This window comes from Lonsdalea iberica, from assembly GCF_002111585.1.
Taxonomy (GTDB): Bacteria; Pseudomonadota; Gammaproteobacteria; order Enterobacterales; family Enterobacteriaceae; genus Lonsdalea; species Lonsdalea iberica.
In genome coordinates this window covers 13,034-29,769 of sequence record NZ_LUTP01000020.1, presented here as the reverse complement: position 1 = coordinate 29,769, position 16,736 = coordinate 13,034, and the positions used below count along the sequence as shown (strand labels likewise).

The window sequence follows — 16,736 nt, the reverse complement described above, 5'->3', positions numbered from 1 at the left end:
ACGCATGACCTATCAGCTTGATTTTGCCGCGCTGTGGCCTTACTGGCCGGAGATGCTGGCCGGTTTGTGGGTCACCGCGCAACTGACGGTGCTGGCCACGGTCGGCGGCATCGCCATCGGCATCTGCGGCGCCGCGCTGCGCTGCGGCAAGCCAAACGTGCTGAGCTGTCTGTGGGGTGTTTACGTGGAGGTCATACGCAACACTCCCTTCGTCGTGCAGCTGTTCTTTATCGTGTTCGGACTGCCGGGGCTGGGGTTGAAGTTGACCGCAGGCGAGGCGGCGCTGATCGCCATGCTGGTGAATCTCGGGGCCTACAGCACCGAGATCATCCGCGCGGGCATTCAGGTGACGCCGAAAGGGCAGTGGGAAGCCTGCCGGGTGCTGGGGTTGACGCGCACGCAGACGTTTCTGCGGGTGATTTTGCCGCCTGCGCTGCAACGGATTTATCCGGCGCTGGTCAGCCAGTGCATCATCGTCATGCTCGGCTCTTCGGTGGTATCGCAGGTGTCGTACGAAGAGCTGACCTTCGCCGCCAATCTGATCCAATCTCGCACCTTCTTAAGCTTTGAGGTGTATCTGGTCACTACGCTCCTGTATCTGGCGTTGTCGCTGCTGATGCGCCAACTGCTGATGATGTTGGGGCGCCGTTTTCTGGGAACGCAGGGCGCATGATGAACTTTACCGACTGGGATATCGTACGCAACTTGCTGCTGGCGGGCCGCTGGACGGTGCTGCTGTCGCTGACCGCTTTCTTCGGCGGCGCGTTGGTGACGCTGCCGCTGTTGCTGCTGCGTCTAACCCGCCGTCCCTGGCCGCTGCGGATGACCCGTGCTTACGCCAACCTGTTTCAGGGCACGCCGCTGCTGATGCAGCTGTTCCTCGCCTTCTTTGGTCTGGGCCTGTTCGGCATCGACGTCAGTCCGTGGGGGGCCGCCGCGCTGGCGCTGACGCTGTTCACCAGCGCGTTTCTGGTGGATATCTGGCACGGCAGCGTATTGGCGCTGCCGCGCGGCCAGTGGGAAGCCTCGCGCTGTCTGGGGCTGAGCTTCTGGCAGACCTTAAGCCGGGTCGTCGCGCCGCAGGCGATGCGTATCGCCATCGCCCCGACGGTCGGCTTCTCTGTGCAGGTGATTAAAGGCACGGCGTTGGCGTCCATCATCGGCTTCGTCGAACTGACCAAGGCCGGAACCATGCTGAACAACGTCACCTATCAGCCTTTCAAGGTGTTCGGACTGGTGGCGCTCGGCTACTTCCTGCTGTGTTATCCGCTGTCTTACTACAGCCGCTATCTGGAGAAAAAATTCAATGCCGCTCATCACCATTAATCAGGTGCATAAGTTTTACGGTCAAAACCACGTGTTAAAGGGCGTGGACCTGGACGTCGAGATGGGCGAGGTGATCTCAATCATCGGGCGAAGCGGCTCGGGTAAAAGTACGCTGCTGCGTTGCATAAACGGACTGGAAGGCTATCAGGAAGGCAGTATCAAGCTCGGTGGCATGACCATTACCGACCGGGAGTCTCAGGCGCGCGAGATCAGCCGTTCCATCGGCATGATTTTCCAGAATTTCAACCTGTTCCCGCATATGACCGCGCTGGAAAACGTGATGCTGGCGCCTCGGTTGGTGCTGGGCAAAAGCGCGGCGGAGTGTCGTCGTCTGGGCGAGCAGGTGCTGGACAAAGTCGGGCTGGGTGAACGTCGGGACTACTATCCCGCCAATCTTTCCGGCGGACAGCAGCAGCGCGTGGCTATCGCCCGTGCATTGGCGATGAATCCCAAAGTGCTGTTGTGTGACGAGATTACGTCGGCGCTGGATCCGGAGCTGGTGGGTGAGGTGCTTAAGGTGCTGGAACAGCTGGCGGCGGAGGGCATGACGCTGATTTTGGTGACCCACGAGATGAATTTTGCCCGCGAGGTCGGCGACCGCGTGGTGTTCATGCATCAGGGCACCGTGTGGGAGCAGGGCGAAGGGTGCCGCCTGTTCGCCCAACCGCAGACCCCGGAACTGAAACAGTTTATCGCTTCTGTGCGCGGGCTGACGGAAGCCTGACGCGCGACGAAGCCGTTGCGGCGGACGTTGCCGCCGATTTCTCCGACCAATGCGTCAACGCACACCATGAATCAAGGACATCAGGAGTTCACCACTATGCAAAGCGAACTGTTCGCTCAAATTAACCCGCCTCATCGTCTGCTGATGGGGCCGGGTCCGATTAACGCCGATCCCCGCGTTCTCCGGGCGATGTCCAGCCAGTTAATTGGCCAGTATGACCCGGTGATGACCGGTTACATGAATCAGGTTATGGCGCTGTATCGGCAGCTATTCCGCACCGAAAACCGCTGGACGATGCTGGTGGACGGCACTTCGCGATCGGGTATTGAGGCCGTGCTGGTTTCGGCCATCCGCCCCGGCGATCGCGTATTGGTGCCGGTCTTCGGCCGTTTCGGCCACCTATTGTGCGAGATCGCCCGCCGCTGCCGCGCCGACGTGCATACGATTGAGGCGCCGTGGGGCGAAGTCTTCATGCCCGATCGCATCGAAGAGGCCGTCAAATGCGTCAAACCGCGTCTGCTGCTGACCGTTCAGGGCGACACCTCGACGACAATGCTGCAACCGCTCAACGAACTGGGCGATATCTGCCGGCGTCACGGCGTGCTGTTCTACACCGACGCGACCGCGTCTTTTGGCGGTAATCCGCTGGAGACCGACGCCTGGGGGCTGGACGGGGTATCAGCCGGTTTGCAGAAGTGCCTCGGCGGTCCGTCCGGCAGTTCGCCGGTGACGATCAGCGAACGGATGGCCACGGCGATCCGTCAGCGCAAATGCGTGGAGCAGGGGATCCGCACCGACGATCATCAGGATGGCGATGAGGAGATGGTCTACTCCAACTACTTCGATCTCGGCATGATCATGGACTACTGGGGACCTGAGCGGCTGAACCACCACACCGAAGCGACCAGTATGCTGTTCGCCGCCCGCGAGTGCGCCCGCATTATTCTGGAAGAAGGGCTGGACACCTGCATCGCCCGCCATGCGTTGCACGGGCAGGCGCTGCTGGCCGGGATCGAAGGCATGGGCCTGCAAGCCTATGGCGATCCGGCGCATCGCATGAACAACGTCTTGGGCGTGACGATCCCCGAGGGGATCCACGGGGAGGCCGTGCGTAAGCTGCTGCTGGACGATTTCGCCATCGAGATCGGCACCTCTTTCGGCCCGTTGCAGGGCAAGATCTGGCGGATCGGCACGATGGGTTACAACGCCCGCAAAGACTGCGTCATGCAGACGCTGACCGCGCTGGAAGCCGTGCTGAACCGGCTGGGTTTCCGCTCGGTGCAAGGCGCGGCGTTGCAGGCCGCATGGGATGTCTACGCTCGCCAGCAGGCGTCGGCATGAATCCCGTCGCGATGACGGCTGCGGAGGCGTTCGACGCCGCACGGCAGGTCATGGATCGCTGTGATGCGCTGGCGGAAATTTCCGAAAGCGCAGGCCAACTGACGCGGGTCTATCTGTCACAAGAGCATCTGCGCGCCAATCAGGTGGTAGGCGAGTGGATGCGAGCGGCGGGGATGCGCGTCTGGCAGGACAGCGTGGGCAATATCTGCGGCCGCTATGAGGGTGAGACGGCGAACGCCCCGGCGCTGTTGCTCGGCTCGCATCTGGACACGGTCCGCAACGCCGGTCGTTACGACGGCATGTTGGGGGTGATCTGCGCGCTGGAAACCGTCCGCTACCTGCATCAGCGCCACATTCGGCTGCCGGTGGCGCTGGAGATCGTGGGCTTCGGCGACGAAGAGGGGACACGGTTCGGCATCACCCTGCTGGGCAGTCGCGGACTGACCGGCACCTGGCCGGCGGAGTGGCTGGCGTGCCGGGATGCTGACGGCGTTTCCGTGGCGCAAGCCCTGACGGAGGCTGGATTATCTCGCGACGCGATCGGGGAGGCGGCACGCGCGCCGAGCGATATTCTGGCCTATCTGGAATTGCATATCGAGCAGGGGCCGTGTCTGGAGCAGGCGGGACTGGCGCTGGGCGTGGTGACGGCGATCAACGGGGCACGGCGGTTGAACTGCGCATTTTTGGGCCACGCCGGCCACGCAGGCACGGTGCCGATGGGCCAGCGACAGGATGCGCTGGCGGCGGCGGCGGCCTGGATGACGCAGGTAGAAGCGCTGACGCAGTCGGGCGATCCGCATCGGGTCGCGACCGTGGGGACGTTGCAATGTTTGCCGGGGGCGGCCAACGTCATCCCCGGCGAGGTCAGACTGACGCTGGATATCCGCGGACCGGAAGATGCGGCGCTGGAGGCCTTGCTAAGTCGTTTGCTGGCGACGGCGGAGGAGATAGCGGCGCGGCGCGGATGTCGGTTCAGCGCGGAGGAGTACTATCGAATTCCCGCCACGCGCTGCGACGCCGGGCTGCAGGCGATGTTGTCCGACGCCGTGACGACGGTGCAGGGAAAGGGCCTGTCGCTACCCAGCGGTGCGGGGCATGACGCGATTGCTATCGCCGAACGTTGGCCGGTAGGCATGCTGTTTGTGCGCTGTCGCGGCGGCGTTAGCCATCATCCTGATGAGTCAGTGCTTACTGACGACGTGGCGCAGGCGTTGCAGGCGCTACTGTTGACGGTGCAGAGCGTCGCACGCGACGGCGGGAAGTCAGCGCGTAGCCAATCTCGGGAGAGGAGTGCGTAAAAGGGACCGCATCGCGTCCGGCGGACGCTCTGTGCTCTGAAACGAGAACGCGCGAGCCGGTCCTGTTTGCGGCGCGCGAGGTTTTCGCGAATGGCGACTCGTGTCTACTGTCCGCTCTTCTGTCTATCCTGCTATCTCTTCGTCGGCGGCGGCAGGACATGCGCATTCGACGTCACGGCGGATGGCTGAGAAGTCAGCGCTGACTAACTTCTCGGGGCAGGGGGGGAGACGCGCTACAGGTCGAACTTGTCCGCGTCGCGCCAGGCTGGGAATGCTTCCCGATAGGCCTGTAACGCTTCCAGCGACAGCTCCGCATCCAAACGCGCGGGCTGATTTTCCGGGGCGCTGGCCAGCATCTGACCCTGCGGACCGAGGATCGCGCTGTCACCCTGATAGCCGTGGCCGTTGGCGTCGGTGCCGACGCGGTTGCAGCCCGCCACATAGCTCTGATTTTCAATCGCACGAGCCGTGAGCAGCGTCTTCCAGTGATGCGCGCGCGGCGTCGGCCAGTTAGCCACATACAGCAGCAGGTCGTAATCTTGCTGGTTGCGCGCCCAGACCGGGAAGCGCAGGTCGTAGCAGATCAACGGCATGATGCGCCAGCCGCGCCACTCGACGACCAGCTTTTTCGTGCCCGCCTGATAATACTGATGCTCGTCCGCCATGCGGAACAGGTGTCGCTTGTCGTAGCGATACAGCGCGCCGTGCGGATCGGCGAACAGAAACCGGTTCGCCGCGCCTTTTGGGGTTTGCACCGCCACGCTGCCGCCGATGAGCGCATTGGTACGCTGCGCCCACTGGCAGAGCCACGCTTCCACCACCGACTGCTCCAGGCTGTGTTCGGCAGCTTCCATCGCGAATCCGGTGGTGAACATCTCTGGCAACAGAATGAGATCACGCCCCGTAATGCTCTCCAGCAACGCGTCGAAGTGGCTCAGGTTGGCGGGGCCATCCATCCATGCCAAGGGTTGCTGCAATAGGGTGATTTTCAAAGTCGACATAGGCGCTCCGCAGCGGCATCCAACGTTGATTCCTGTTTGGCAAAACATAACCGAATCAACGTATGGGGGAAAGGGTCTGCGCAGAAAACCGACAGCGGAATGGCGGCGACGCCGACATGTTCGGTCATCCAGCGGCAGAAGCTCACGTCATCCTGCGTCGAGATCGCTTTGTAGTCCGCCAGCAGGAAGTAGGTGCCCTGACACGGCAACAGCTCAAAGCGGCTGGTCGACAGCGCATTGACGAAACGATCTCGCCGCGCTCGGTAAAACGCAGGCAGTTCGCGCCAGTGTTCCGGATGTTCCCGCAGCATATCGGCAATCGCTAGTTGTGCGGGCGTGTTGACGGCGAACGTCAGATACTGATGAATTTTGCGCAGTTCGGCGCTGATAGGCGCGGGCGCTACGCAGTAACCGACCTTCCAGCCGGTCATATGAAACGTTTTGCCGAAGGACGAGACGGCGACGGCCCGCTGACGAAGTTTGGGATGCGCCAATACGCTGGCATGGCCTTGCGGGTCGAAGCAGATATGCTCGTAAACTTCATCGCTCAGCACGTAAATTTCGCGTTCTGCAATTGCCTGCCACAGAGCATTGAAATCCGATGCTTGCCAGACGGTGGCGGAGGGGTTGTGCGGCGTGTTGAGTATCACCAGCCGAGTTTTATCGCTCAGCAGTTCGGCGAACTGCGCCCAGTCCACCTGGAAGCCGGGCGGCTGTAGCGCCAGACGTTTCACCACGCCGCCAGCCAATTCGATGGCTGGCGCATAGCAGTCATAACTGGGGTCGAAGCAAATCACCTCGTCGCCCTGGCGCACCAGCGCGCTAATGGCGGCGAACAGGGCTTCCGTCGCGCCAGCCGTCACCGTGATTTCCTGGTCGGCGTCCGGTTCCCAGCCATATAGCTGACCGGTTTTTTCCGCGATGGCCTGTCTCAGCGGCGCGACGCCGGTCATCGGCGCGTATTGATTGGCTCCCTGACTGACGTGAAAGGCCAGACGCTCTTGCAGATAGGAGGGGCCATCGAAATCAGGGAACCCCTGCGACAGGTTGATCGCCTGATGTTTCTGCGCCAGCGCGCTCATCTGACTGAAGATCGTCGTGCCGAGAGAAGGAAGTTTACTTTGGGGGATTAGCGCCGCGCTCATGACTGAAAACAACTCCTGCAAACTTGTAGAGCTAGCCAATATATCACGCTGTCAGTAATTGGCAATCAAGACGTTTGAACGTCTATATGGCTAAATAAGCTAACGCATGGAAACCGCAAAGCAGACTTATCGTATTGATATGTGGTGCTAATACTGTTTGAAATCGTTTTTAAACTAGTGAGCGATAAAGGAGGACAGCAACAAGGCATAAACAATCCTGAGGATCAGGAACGCCAGTGCGCACGCTGGCTATTTGGCAGTAAAACAACATAAGGACATATTTGTTTATGAATACCGTAATGAAAAATGTAGATATGATCGATTTTGGCACACGCCAATCCCTTCGAAATCTCGACGTGTTATCAGGCTCATTGGCACCCTATGGACAGGCCATTTCCAGGGTGAAACGATTACCCGAATATTTATTGGCTCATCTCCCTCTCCGTTTGGATTCGACGTCCTGTCGGGCCGTCAACGATTTATCCTCAGCGCTACAGGCTGGTGTACGAACGATGCTGGCCGCGAGTCTTCCGCGTCATTTTCTCCAGTCGGTGTTGCCGATGACGGCGCAGAGCTATGGCACCACGACGGCGGAACCGACCACTTGCGCCTGCAATCGTGATATTACGTTGGGCGAGCTGCCTAAAATCGCGCCAAAGGTCGGTGAAGACAAACTGATGACGTACCTGAAGGCCTTTAATGACGGCTTCGCGAAATATGGGATGACGACATGCAGGGAGAAATCGCATTTCCTCGCGCAGTGTTGCCACGAAAGCCTCGGTTTGGTGTACACCTCGGAGATCAACGGGAGCCAAAAAAGTTACGCGCCGTGGTATGGACGTGGACTGATTCAGTTGACCTTCGAAAAGAACTATCGCGCTTATGGCAGCGCCGTGGGGGAGGATGTTTATTCCAGCGAAGACAACCGAAATAAACTGACCACCTATCCGCACTGTGTGCAATCCGCTTTTTGGTTTTATATGGATTACGGCAACCAGAATCTGAATCGTTACGCCAAAAAAGATGACTTCAATATGATCACGGCCAGAATCAATGGCGGGTTCGATGGTTATGACGACCGCTTGAGCTATTTTGATAAGGCGAGTGAAGTGCTGAAGTGTGGGCATCTTAACCAATTGAGAAAGTCGAACGGATTCACTTTCGAAGAGAGCGGAATTTATAACAACAAGGTGTATGCGTACAGTTGGGCGCGTTATCACGATCCGCTCAGCAAGGAACAGGGGACGCGTAAAGACAAGGCCGAAGCGCTGGTGGCTTATAAAAGGGCGTTGACGTTATATCAGGCCGCGAAGGACACCGCCAAGGTCAGCGCGATTCAAACGCGAATAGCTAATTTGAGTTAACACGCAGGGGCTGATTCAGACCCTTTTTTTATGCCCGGCTCAACCATACGCTACAGGTGAATAGCGTGACGTCTGCGTTGTTGTTAGGAAGTGCGGCGGATTATTTCGTCAGCCTGGAGAGATTATTGATGTCTTCACCAAACGAGCAGAGTTGGTCGGGAATTCGATTTTTATCGGAAGAGTAAGAGAAAAACTGACTGCTCGGTTCTGCCTGAGTGGCGATATTTTTGAACGAGCCGATACTGTATGCGACCCCGTTGATGTGAAAGCTGACCACATTGTATTCGGGCGATATCTCGATGTTTCGACGATAGTTTTGGCTAATTTCCTGCACGGATTCATCTGAAACATGGCGCTTCCCGTTGAGGAATAATGCCAATTTCCCATCCTGATGTTCCAACGAAATGTGATCGCCCTTGTCCGTTGGACAATAAAAGAGCGGCGTGTCGTCGGGCGACGGCGCGGCTTGGGCTGGCGGACAGAAAAGAATAAAACAGCACAAAGAAAGGGGGATTTTTACCATCCTTTTCACGGCTTTCTCCTTGGCGGGAAGGGCTGATGATCTTCTTGAGATCCCCGTTTTCTCCGGGTAATCTCTCGCTTTAACGTCCTGCCTGTCATCAGGTAAAGGCGCAGAGGTCAGAGGGCCGACACGGTGTACGCGAAGGGCTGCGAGGCAGAGACATCACTGATGTACCAGTGTAGACGTTGTCAGGCGCGGACCTCAATGCTGGCCGAACGCCTCCTCATCGAACCCACGGATTGCTCGCTGTTATTCAGGCTGCGGCGCAAGCCAGGCATTTCGCTGTCAGAGCTGAAAGCCTGCGCCAACGCTTGAGTCAGAGGTTGTCGTCGCGGGTGGGGGTAGACCGGCACGTTGATCTGTATTCTCTCTGATTTTTATCAAACTTCATGCTCACTGAGCGGCAATAACAACACTGAACGCCGACGGTTGCGTCGGAACGTTTGGGATTCACCTGCACTGGGAATAGACAATGAGCGATAACGCAAATTTGGCCGACCTGCTGGCGGCCTGCCACTGGATCGGGGAAAAAGGCTGGTGTCCCGCCACCGGCGGCAATATGTCCGTCCGTCTTGATGAGGCGCGCTGCCTGATTACGGCATCGGGCAAAGACAAGGGCAACCTAAAACCTGAAGACTTTTTGCAGGTCGACATTGCCACCAACCATGTCCCCTGCGGCCGTACGCCGTCTGCGGAAACCGGGTTGCACACCCTGCTATATCGTCTCGACGCGCACATCGGCGCCGTGCTGCATACGCACTCGGTGAACGCCACGGTGCTGTCCCGTGTGAAGAAACGCGACGTCCTGATTCTGGAAGGCTACGAGATGCAGAAGTCGCTGGCAGGTCAGCGCTCGCATCTGGACCGAGTTACTCTCCCTATTTTCGATAACGATCAGGACATTCCTGCGCTGGCCGAACGCGTCGCGGCCTGCCATGGGTCTACGCCGCTGCGCTATGGCTTTCTGGTGCGGGGCCACGGCCTCTACTGTTGGGGGGAGAGCGTACAAGAGGCGCGCCGCCATCTCGAAGGGCTGGAGTTTCTGTTCCAGTGCGAACTGCAACGACGTGTGCTGGAGGCGCAATGATTAAGGCCATCGTGACCGATATTGAAGGCACCACCAGCGATATTCGCTTTGTTCACAACGTCCTGTTTCCCTATGCCCGCGCTCGACTGGCGCAGGTGGTGGCTCAGGCGGGAGAGCGGCCGGATGTCGCCGAGGCGCTGGCTGCGCTCCGGATCGAGTTAGGGCAGCCGGATGCCAGCGAAACTGAGCTGGTGGACGCCTTGGCGCAGTTTATGGATCAAGATCGCAAGTCGACGGCGCTGAAAGCATTACAGGGCATTATCTGGCGCACGGGCTACCAGCAGGGCGATTTTCACGGCCACATTTACGACGACGTGACGCCGCAGCTGCATGCGTGGCTTGAGCAGGGTATTAAGCTGTATGTCTACTCTTCCGGCTCGGTCGAGGCGCAGCAGCTGCTTTTCGGCCACAGCGATGTGGGCGATTTACGGCCGCTGTTCAGCGGCTATTTCGATACTCGCGTCGGCGCGAAGCGTGAAGTGACTTCCTATCGGAATATCGCCGACGTCATCGCGTTGCCGGCGGCCGAGATCCTGTTTCTCTCCGATATTCATCAGGAGCTGGACGCGGCGCGGAGCGCCGGCTGGCATACCTGTCAGCTGCTGCGCGGCGAGGCAGACCCCCACAGCGATCACCCGCAGGTGAGCCGCTTCGATCACATCGACGTACAGGAGATTTCCTTATGAGCGCACTCACTATTTTCAGCGATCAAGATGCATCTCAACCGATCTGGCAGAGCCGGGACGCGGAGGCGATCCGGCAGCGTTTGACGGCGATCGGCGTCCGCTTCGAACGCTGGCAGGCGGACCGCGCATTAAGCGACGAGCCTGATGCGGAAGAAGTGTTGGCGGCCTATCAGCGCGAAATTAACAAGCTGGTCGCGGAAAAAGGGTATCAAAGTTGGGATGTGATCAGCATGCGCGCCGACAATCCGCAGAAGGAGGCGTTGCGCGGCAAGTTTCTGTCTGAGCATACGCACGGGGAAGATGAAGTGCGTTTCTTCGTCGAGGGCGCAGGGCTGTTCTGCCTGCATGTCGAGGGACAGATTTTCCAGATCCTGTGTGAGAAGAACGATTTGCTCTCCGTACCTGCGGGAACGCCGCACTGGTTCGATATGGGATCGTCACCGAACTTCACGGCGATCCGGCTGTTCGACAACCCGGAAGGGTGGATCGCGCACTTCACCGGCGATGACATTGCCACGGCCTATCCGAAGCTGGCCTGACCGCCAGCCTCTCAGCGTCTCCCCACCCGAGCGGCGGGGAGACGAGTCCTACCGCATCAACGCGACAGCGTCTTCTGGAAAACACCTTCCCGCGCCTGCTCGGGCGTAATCACGCCGCTATCCAGCACCCAACCGCTAATCAAGGCGGCCGGGGTGACATCAAAGGCCGGGTTATACACTGGCGCATCCTGCGGCGCCCACTGGGTGTGGCCAAAGCTTCCTGACACGCCGGTGACCTCGGCGGCCGCGCGCTGTTCGATGGGGATCGCATCGCCATCCGCACAGTGCGGATCGTGCGTGGTGTGAGGCGCGGCGACGTAGAAAGGAACGCGGTGATAATGCGCCAGCACTGCCAGGCTATAGGTGCCGATCTTGTTGGCGACATCGCCGTTGGCAGCGATGCGGTCCGCGCCGACCCACACGGCATCGACTTGGCCCTGCGCCATCAGCGACGCCGCCATAGAGTCGCAAATCAGGCGATAGGGAATGCCCAATTCGCCCAGTTCCCAGGCGGTAAGGCGTCCGCCTTGCAGCAACGGCCGGGTTTCATCCACCCATACGTTTTCTATCTTGCCCTGCTGATGCGCGCGCAGCAGTACCCCGATCGCCGTGCCCACGCCCGCCGTCGCCAGTCCGCCGGTGTTGCAGTGAGTCAGCAGCCGGCTGCCGGGGGTGACGAGCGTGGCGCCGTTATCCGCGATGCGATCGCACAGGGCGCGATCTTCCTCAATCAACCGCAGAGCCTCCCGCTCCAGGGCCGGGACCCACTCCGGCGCCGCCAGCGCCTGCTTCATGCGGTCAAGATTGTTCATCAGGTTGACGGCGGTCGGCCGCGCCGCGCGTAGCGTCTCCAAAGCTGCCGCCAGCGCCTGTTGCGACAGGCCGTCTTCCGCCAGCAAAGCCAACAGCAGACTTGCTGATAGCCCGATGACCGGCGCGCCGCGAACGCGCAGCGCTTTGATATGTTCAACCAGCGCATCGACGTTCGGACAGGGATGCCAAACCTTTTCCTGCGGCAGCGCCTGCTGATCGAGGATCCAGAGCTGGTTATCAATAACCTTTAGACTTGTCGTGTTAATGTTTTGCATTTGGGGTTAAATCCGTGTTGCGTTATTGCATCAATTTTTTTATTCTGCCAGTATGCCTTTCGGATGTATAGACGTCCAAACGCTTTTATGGCTAAAACAACAAAAAATGACACAGACACCACCTACCAGGGGATTCGCAATGTCACAATACCGTACTTTCCAAGCAGACGATGCCGTAGCATACGCCCGCCAATACGGCGGCGTGGCAGAGGCGCATACGTTGGTCGCCGCCGAGGAGATTGGCGACGGCAACCTGAATCTGGTCTTCAAAATTCGCGATACGCGGGGCGTCAGCCGTGTGATCGTCAAGCAGGCGCTGCCCTATGTGCGCTGTGTCGGCGAGTCGTGGCCGCTGACGCTGGACAGGGCCAGAATTGAAGCCGAAACGCTGCTGACCCACGCGCAGTTTTGCCCGCAGCATACCGTTGCGGTATCGCATTACGATCCCGAACTGGCGGTGATGGTGCAGGAAGATCTGTCCGATCATCGCATTTGGCGTCACGAACTGGTGGCGGGGTGTCATTACCCGCAGGCGGCCTCTCAGCTGGGCGAATATCTGGCGCAGACGCTGTTTCATACCTCCGACTTCTATCAGTTGCCGCACGATAAGAAAGCAGCTGTCAGCCGTTTCACTAACCCGGAGCTGTGTCAGATTACGGAAGATCTGTTCTTTACCGATCCGTATAGCGATCATGAACGCAATCAGTTCGAGCCGGAGCTACTGCCGAACGTATTGGCGCTGCGGGAAGATCGCGCGTTGAAGCGCGCGGTGGCCGCGTTAAAACACGGTTTTCTCACCAAGGCGGAAGCGTTGTTGCACGGCGATGTGCATAGTGGGTCGATTTTCGTGGCCGAAGGCAAGCTCAAGGTGATTGACGCCGAGTTCGGTTTCTACGGTCCTATCGGCTTCGACGTGGGGTCTGCGCTAGGGAACCTGCTGTTGAACTACTGCGGTGTGCCGGGATTGTTGGGAGCCGAAGCGGCAAAGATCGCCCGGTCTCAGCGTCTTGAGGAGTGCGTCACGCTGTGGCGGACTTTCGCTGAACGTTTTACGGCGCTATGCGCAGAGCAAGGTCGTGAGCCTGCGCTGGCGGCCGACGGCTATGCCGAACTGTTTTTGCGTCAGGTGTGGCATGACGCCGTTGGGTACTGCGGCAGCGAATTGATTCGTCGCACCATCGGCCTGGCCCACGTCGCGGATCTGGATAGTATTGCGGACAACCAGGCTCGATTGACCGCGAAAAGACATGCGCTGGCGCTAGGTAGAGCGCTGATCGTCGAAGCCGGCGACATTGCCGATCCCAAGGCGCTATTGACGCGTATCGGCAAATGGGAAGCCTGAGGTATCGCCAAATGGCGCGGAGGTCTCCGCGCCGTTTTCCCCCCGCATCATGCTATTAAACACGCCGTCGCCGTTGTGCAAACCTCACCGCCTGTTATCTCCCCTCGCAATGTTTCGGCCTGTCTGAAACGTCTCGCGGCATGTGAACGCTACGGGCGTCGATGTGGAGCAGGTGCGTTATAACGGTACGAGCCATGACTACCGTCTTCTGAAGGCGCTCGCCAGCGTTCCTGAAGTTCAGGCACCCTGAATCAGGCTGGTATACTGCTGAAAGAGCATTTGCAGTCATCGTCGCGTATCGAAAGGCGTGTTTTAACGTCTTATACCGCCGATAGGTCGGCGGTTTTTTTAGTTCCGGCCGTGCTTTGCGATGTGGTTCTCTATGATGGGCGGTGGAAACTGTGCGTTAAATAATCTCCCCTACGTGACCTCCGCCGCGAAACATATCAATCGTCAATTGTCCGCTTCTCCGGGTTTGGGCGATCCGTTACACTGCACGGCAAGACCATCGTGATATCACCTAATGAGAGGGTTCCATGTATCAGGACTTAATCCGTAAAGAGCTAACAGAAGCGGCGGATACGCTGAATACCTTTTTAAGCGACGATGCCAATATTCAGTCGATTCAGGATGCGGCGGTACTGCTGGCGGACGCGTTCAAAGCGGGCGGAAAGGTTATCTCCTGTGGGAACGGCGGTTCTCATTGCGATGCCATGCATTTCGCCGAAGAGCTGACCGGCCGTTACCGTGAAAACCGTGCGGGACTGCCGGCGATCGCGATTTCCGACCCGAGCCATATCTCCTGCGTCAGCAATGACTTTGGCTACGACTTCGTGTTCTCGCGCTACATTGAATCCCTGGGGCGTGAAGGGGATGTGCTGCTGGGGATTTCCACCTCGGGCAACTCCGGCAATATCATTCGGGCCATTGCGGCCGCGCGCGCCAAGCGGATGAAAGTCATTACGCTGACCGGCAAAGACGGCGGCAAAATGGCCGGATCGGCGGACGTCGAAATCCGCGTGCCGCATTTTGGCTACGCCGACCGTATTCAGGAAATCCATATCAAAGCGATTCATATCCTGATCCAGCTGATTGAAAAGGAAATGGCGGAGAGCTAATCCCGCTGCGCCAACGGTACATCAGGCAGCATCTCGCCCCGGTCAGAATGCTGCCATTGTCGCAAAATCGTTTCATCAAGGCGCGGACGAGCGCTCTGCAGAAGATGGGATGTCACGTTGGCCCAAAGGAGCAGGGCTGGGCTGTTCCTCAGGGCCATTCACACCGCACGGATCTCGCCTGAAGACGCAGGCTAATCATGGTCTGCGGCTCTGACGTTTTCATCGCGGGTCGCCAAGGTAAGGAATCAACCATGTGTGAACTGCTTGGGATGAGCGCAAATGTCCCCGCTGATATCTGTTTTAGCTTTTCCGGACTGATGCAGCGCGGCGGCCGTACCGGACCGCATCGTGACGGCTGGGGGATTACCTTTTACGAAGGCAACGGTTGTCGTACGTTCAAAGATCCGCTGCCTAGCGCCACGTCGCCTATTGCACAGCTGGTACAGAAGTATCCCATCAAGTCCCGCGCCGTGGTGTCGCATATCCGCCAGGCCAACCGGGGGGCGGTGGCGCTGGAGAACACCCATCCGTTTACCCGCGAGCTGTGGGGGAGAAACTGGACGTTCGCCCACAACGGCCAGCTAAAGGGTTATCGGAGCCTGAAAACGGGAACCTACCGCCCGGTGGGGCAGACGGACAGCGAATACGCCTTCTGCTGGCTGCTTCACCATCTCTCGTTACGCTATCCCCGCACGCCATCGCACTGGCCTTCGGTCTTTCGCTATATCGCATCGCTGGCGGAAACGCTGAGTAAAAAGGGCGTATTTAACATGCTGTTGTCCGATGGACATTTCGTGATGGGGTACTGCTCCACGCGGCTATGCTGGATTACGCGCCGTGCGCCATTCGGTAAGGCGACGCTGCTCGATGATGATGTGGAGATCGATTTTCAACAGCAGACCACGCCGGATGACGTGGTCACCGTGCTGGCGACGCAGCCGCTGACGGGAAATGAGACCTGGCATCAGATCGAGCCAGGCGAGTTCGTGTTATTCCATTTTGGTGAGCGCATAGTTTGAAAACGGATTCTTGTTCGGGGTCGCCTGATTCACCATATATTGGTTATTGAACACCGCGACGGCCGGGGGCTGGTGATGCTGGTTGAAATAGGCGTAGCCCGGCTGCAACTGCTGCCAGAAGTTGGCGTAGAGAGAGTTGCGATGCCGCTGCAGGTTTTTGTCCGTCATACGGAACGGGTAAATCGCCAGTTCGACTTTCGCCTGCCCATTCAATAGCGCCCGCTCGACATAGGTGTAGATCTCATCGATGTACTGATTGGTCATCGCGTAACAGCCGACCGACACGCATTCGCCGTGAATCATGAGATAGCGTCCGGAATAGCCCTGGGCTCGGTCATATTCGTTGGGGAAACCGACGTTGATGGCGCGGTGAAAGCGGCTATCCGGTTTAAGCTGATGCAAATCGACCTGATAAAATCCTTCCGGACTCTTCATATCGCCTTCCACCCGTTTGGGACCGAGACCGCCCGAGTATTTGCAGATGGGATAGCTTTGCACCAGACGATAGTCGGTGCCGATTTTGGCATACAGCTCTAAAAGCCGCTCTTCTTTGAATATTTGAATATATACCGGCGAGCCTAACGCCTGCTGCTTGAAGGAGGTCGTGACCGGAATGACTTCGCTCGCGTAGCTGGTAACAAATACGGAAGGCAAAAAAAACAGCGTCGCAAATGACAGTGCGATTTTTTGCATTGATGGATCCTGATAACTGAAGCTGTGTGACATACGGTATTTTTGTGGTGTCGTCCCGTATTCCTGTGCCTAAGGCGGTGTAGCGCTGTCACATTAGCACTGCGTTTATTTTATTCAAGTGGGAAATTATGTTAGACGCAAACAGCGGTAACATGAGGGTCACACCGAGGGCGTCATCGTTGACGTAATGACGGCTCTGCTCCCAGCCGATAAGGCGCGAGAAGGTTGGGGAAAAACGTCGGTAACACAACGATCTTATTAAGAAACGGATTGTCATCGCCTCCTTGCTGCAGGTAGAAAAGGCAAATTCTCTTCGTCATGGGAAGCGAGCTGGAGCCCTATTTTTCTTTCAGCGTATTTTCTACGAAAATCGTGCGGATATGCGCGTCGTCCGGGCATTTGACCGCCTCGGTTCACTGGCGCGATGTTGCTCGGGTGGTCG

The 16,736-nt window shown here is 58.4% G+C and carries 17 protein-coding genes; 12 read left to right on the top strand and 5 right to left on the bottom strand.

The window, feature by feature from the left end:
- The first annotated feature begins 4 nt into the window (after window positions 1-4).
- From AU511_RS09565 to hpxK, 5 genes are all read left to right on the top strand, one after another.
- Window positions 5-673: an amino acid ABC transporter permease gene (locus AU511_RS09565; protein ID WP_094100926.1), complete on the top strand. Its 669-nt coding sequence runs from the start codon at window positions 5-7 to the stop codon at window positions 671-673.
- Window positions 673-1,326 carry an amino acid ABC transporter permease gene (locus AU511_RS09560; RefSeq protein WP_338037594.1) on the top strand — a complete coding sequence of 218 codons (654 nt, stop codon included), beginning with the start codon at window positions 673-675 and terminating at the stop codon, window positions 1,324-1,326. Before AU511_RS09565 ends, AU511_RS09560 begins: the two co-directional genes overlap by 1 nt.
- Entirely contained in the window at window positions 1,307-2,050 is a 744-nt protein-coding gene (locus AU511_RS09555; RefSeq protein ID WP_094100928.1) for an amino acid ABC transporter ATP-binding protein, read from the top strand. The genes AU511_RS09560 and AU511_RS09555 overlap by 20 nt, the downstream gene beginning before the upstream one ends.
- 96 nt (window positions 2,051-2,146) lie before the next feature.
- Window positions 2,147-3,391, top strand: coding sequence for a pyridoxal-phosphate-dependent aminotransferase family protein (locus AU511_RS09550; protein ID WP_094109515.1), 1,245 nt, complete (start codon window positions 2,147-2,149; stop codon window positions 3,389-3,391).
- A complete protein-coding gene (hpxK, locus tag AU511_RS09545) occupies window positions 3,388-4,689 on the top strand; it encodes an allantoate amidohydrolase (RefSeq protein WP_094109514.1) in 1,302 nt (433 codons plus the stop codon). The genes AU511_RS09550 and hpxK overlap by 4 nt, the downstream gene beginning before the upstream one ends.
- A gap of 233 nt (window positions 4,690-4,922) precedes the next feature.
- Here hpxK and AU511_RS09540 read toward each other — a convergent pair whose 3' ends face one another.
- Together AU511_RS09540 and AU511_RS09535 are read right to left on the bottom strand one after the other, a co-directional pair.
- Window positions 4,923-5,690 (bottom strand): amidohydrolase, encoded by a 768-nt coding sequence (locus AU511_RS09540; RefSeq protein ID WP_094100930.1) that lies wholly within the window; start codon window positions 5,688-5,690, stop codon window positions 4,923-4,925.
- Window positions 5,678-6,835, bottom strand: a complete 1,158-nt coding sequence (locus AU511_RS09535) for a pyridoxal phosphate-dependent aminotransferase (RefSeq protein WP_094100931.1) — start codon at window positions 6,833-6,835, stop codon at window positions 5,678-5,680. The genes AU511_RS09540 and AU511_RS09535 overlap by 13 nt, the downstream gene beginning before the upstream one ends.
- Before the next feature lie 512 nt (window positions 6,836-7,347).
- Between AU511_RS09535 and AU511_RS09530 the strand changes: the two genes are divergently transcribed.
- Window positions 7,348-8,199 (top strand): glycoside hydrolase family 19 protein, encoded by an 852-nt coding sequence (locus AU511_RS09530; protein WP_167372014.1) that lies wholly within the window; start codon window positions 7,348-7,350, stop codon window positions 8,197-8,199.
- 100 nt (window positions 8,200-8,299) lie between these two features.
- Here AU511_RS09530 and AU511_RS09525 read toward each other — a convergent pair whose 3' ends face one another.
- Complete coding sequence (locus AU511_RS09525) at window positions 8,300-8,731, bottom strand: hypothetical protein (RefSeq protein WP_139829364.1); 432 nt, start codon at window positions 8,729-8,731, stop codon at window positions 8,300-8,302.
- 463 nt (window positions 8,732-9,194) lie between these two features.
- Between AU511_RS09525 and AU511_RS09520 the strand changes: the two genes are divergently transcribed.
- The 3 genes from AU511_RS09520 to AU511_RS09510 are packed head-to-tail and all read left to right on the top strand — an operon-like array spanning window position 9,195 to window position 11,034.
- Window positions 9,195-9,809: a methylthioribulose 1-phosphate dehydratase gene (locus AU511_RS09520; RefSeq protein WP_094109511.1), complete on the top strand. Its 615-nt coding sequence runs from the start codon at window positions 9,195-9,197 to the stop codon at window positions 9,807-9,809.
- Window positions 9,806-10,495, top strand: coding sequence for an acireductone synthase (mtnC, locus tag AU511_RS09515; RefSeq protein ID WP_094109510.1), 690 nt, complete (start codon window positions 9,806-9,808; stop codon window positions 10,493-10,495). The genes AU511_RS09520 and mtnC overlap by 4 nt, the downstream gene beginning before the upstream one ends.
- Window positions 10,492-11,034 (top strand): 1,2-dihydroxy-3-keto-5-methylthiopentene dioxygenase, encoded by a 543-nt coding sequence (locus tag AU511_RS09510; RefSeq protein WP_094100936.1) that lies wholly within the window; start codon window positions 10,492-10,494, stop codon window positions 11,032-11,034. The genes mtnC and AU511_RS09510 overlap by 4 nt, the downstream gene beginning before the upstream one ends.
- Window positions 11,035-11,090: 56 nt before the next feature.
- Here the strand turns inward: AU511_RS09510 and mtnA are convergent, their stop codons facing one another.
- Window positions 11,091-12,122, bottom strand: a complete 1,032-nt coding sequence (gene mtnA, locus AU511_RS09505) for an S-methyl-5-thioribose-1-phosphate isomerase (RefSeq protein ID WP_094109509.1) — start codon at window positions 12,120-12,122, stop codon at window positions 11,091-11,093.
- A gap of 139 nt (window positions 12,123-12,261) precedes the next feature.
- Between mtnA and mtnK the strand changes: the two genes are divergently transcribed.
- From mtnK to AU511_RS09490, 3 genes are all read left to right on the top strand, one after another.
- Window positions 12,262-13,464 carry an S-methyl-5-thioribose kinase gene (gene mtnK / locus AU511_RS09500; RefSeq protein WP_094109508.1) on the top strand — a complete coding sequence of 401 codons (1,203 nt, stop codon included), beginning with the start codon at window positions 12,262-12,264 and terminating at the stop codon, window positions 13,462-13,464.
- 536 nt (window positions 13,465-14,000) lie between these two features.
- Window positions 14,001-14,582, top strand: a complete 582-nt coding sequence (gene lpcA / locus AU511_RS09495; RefSeq protein WP_094100939.1) for a D-sedoheptulose 7-phosphate isomerase — start codon at window positions 14,001-14,003, stop codon at window positions 14,580-14,582.
- Window positions 14,583-14,833: 251 nt separating this feature from the next.
- Window positions 14,834-15,601, top strand: coding sequence for a class II glutamine amidotransferase (locus AU511_RS09490; protein ID WP_094109507.1), 768 nt, complete (start codon window positions 14,834-14,836; stop codon window positions 15,599-15,601).
- Here the strand turns inward: AU511_RS09490 and dpaA are convergent.
- Window positions 15,572-16,294 (bottom strand): peptidoglycan meso-diaminopimelic acid protein amidase, encoded by a 723-nt coding sequence (dpaA, locus tag AU511_RS09485; RefSeq protein ID WP_094100941.1) that lies wholly within the window; start codon window positions 16,292-16,294, stop codon window positions 15,572-15,574. The genes AU511_RS09490 and dpaA overlap by 30 nt on opposite strands.
- Window positions 16,295-16,736: the final 442 nt, after the last annotated feature.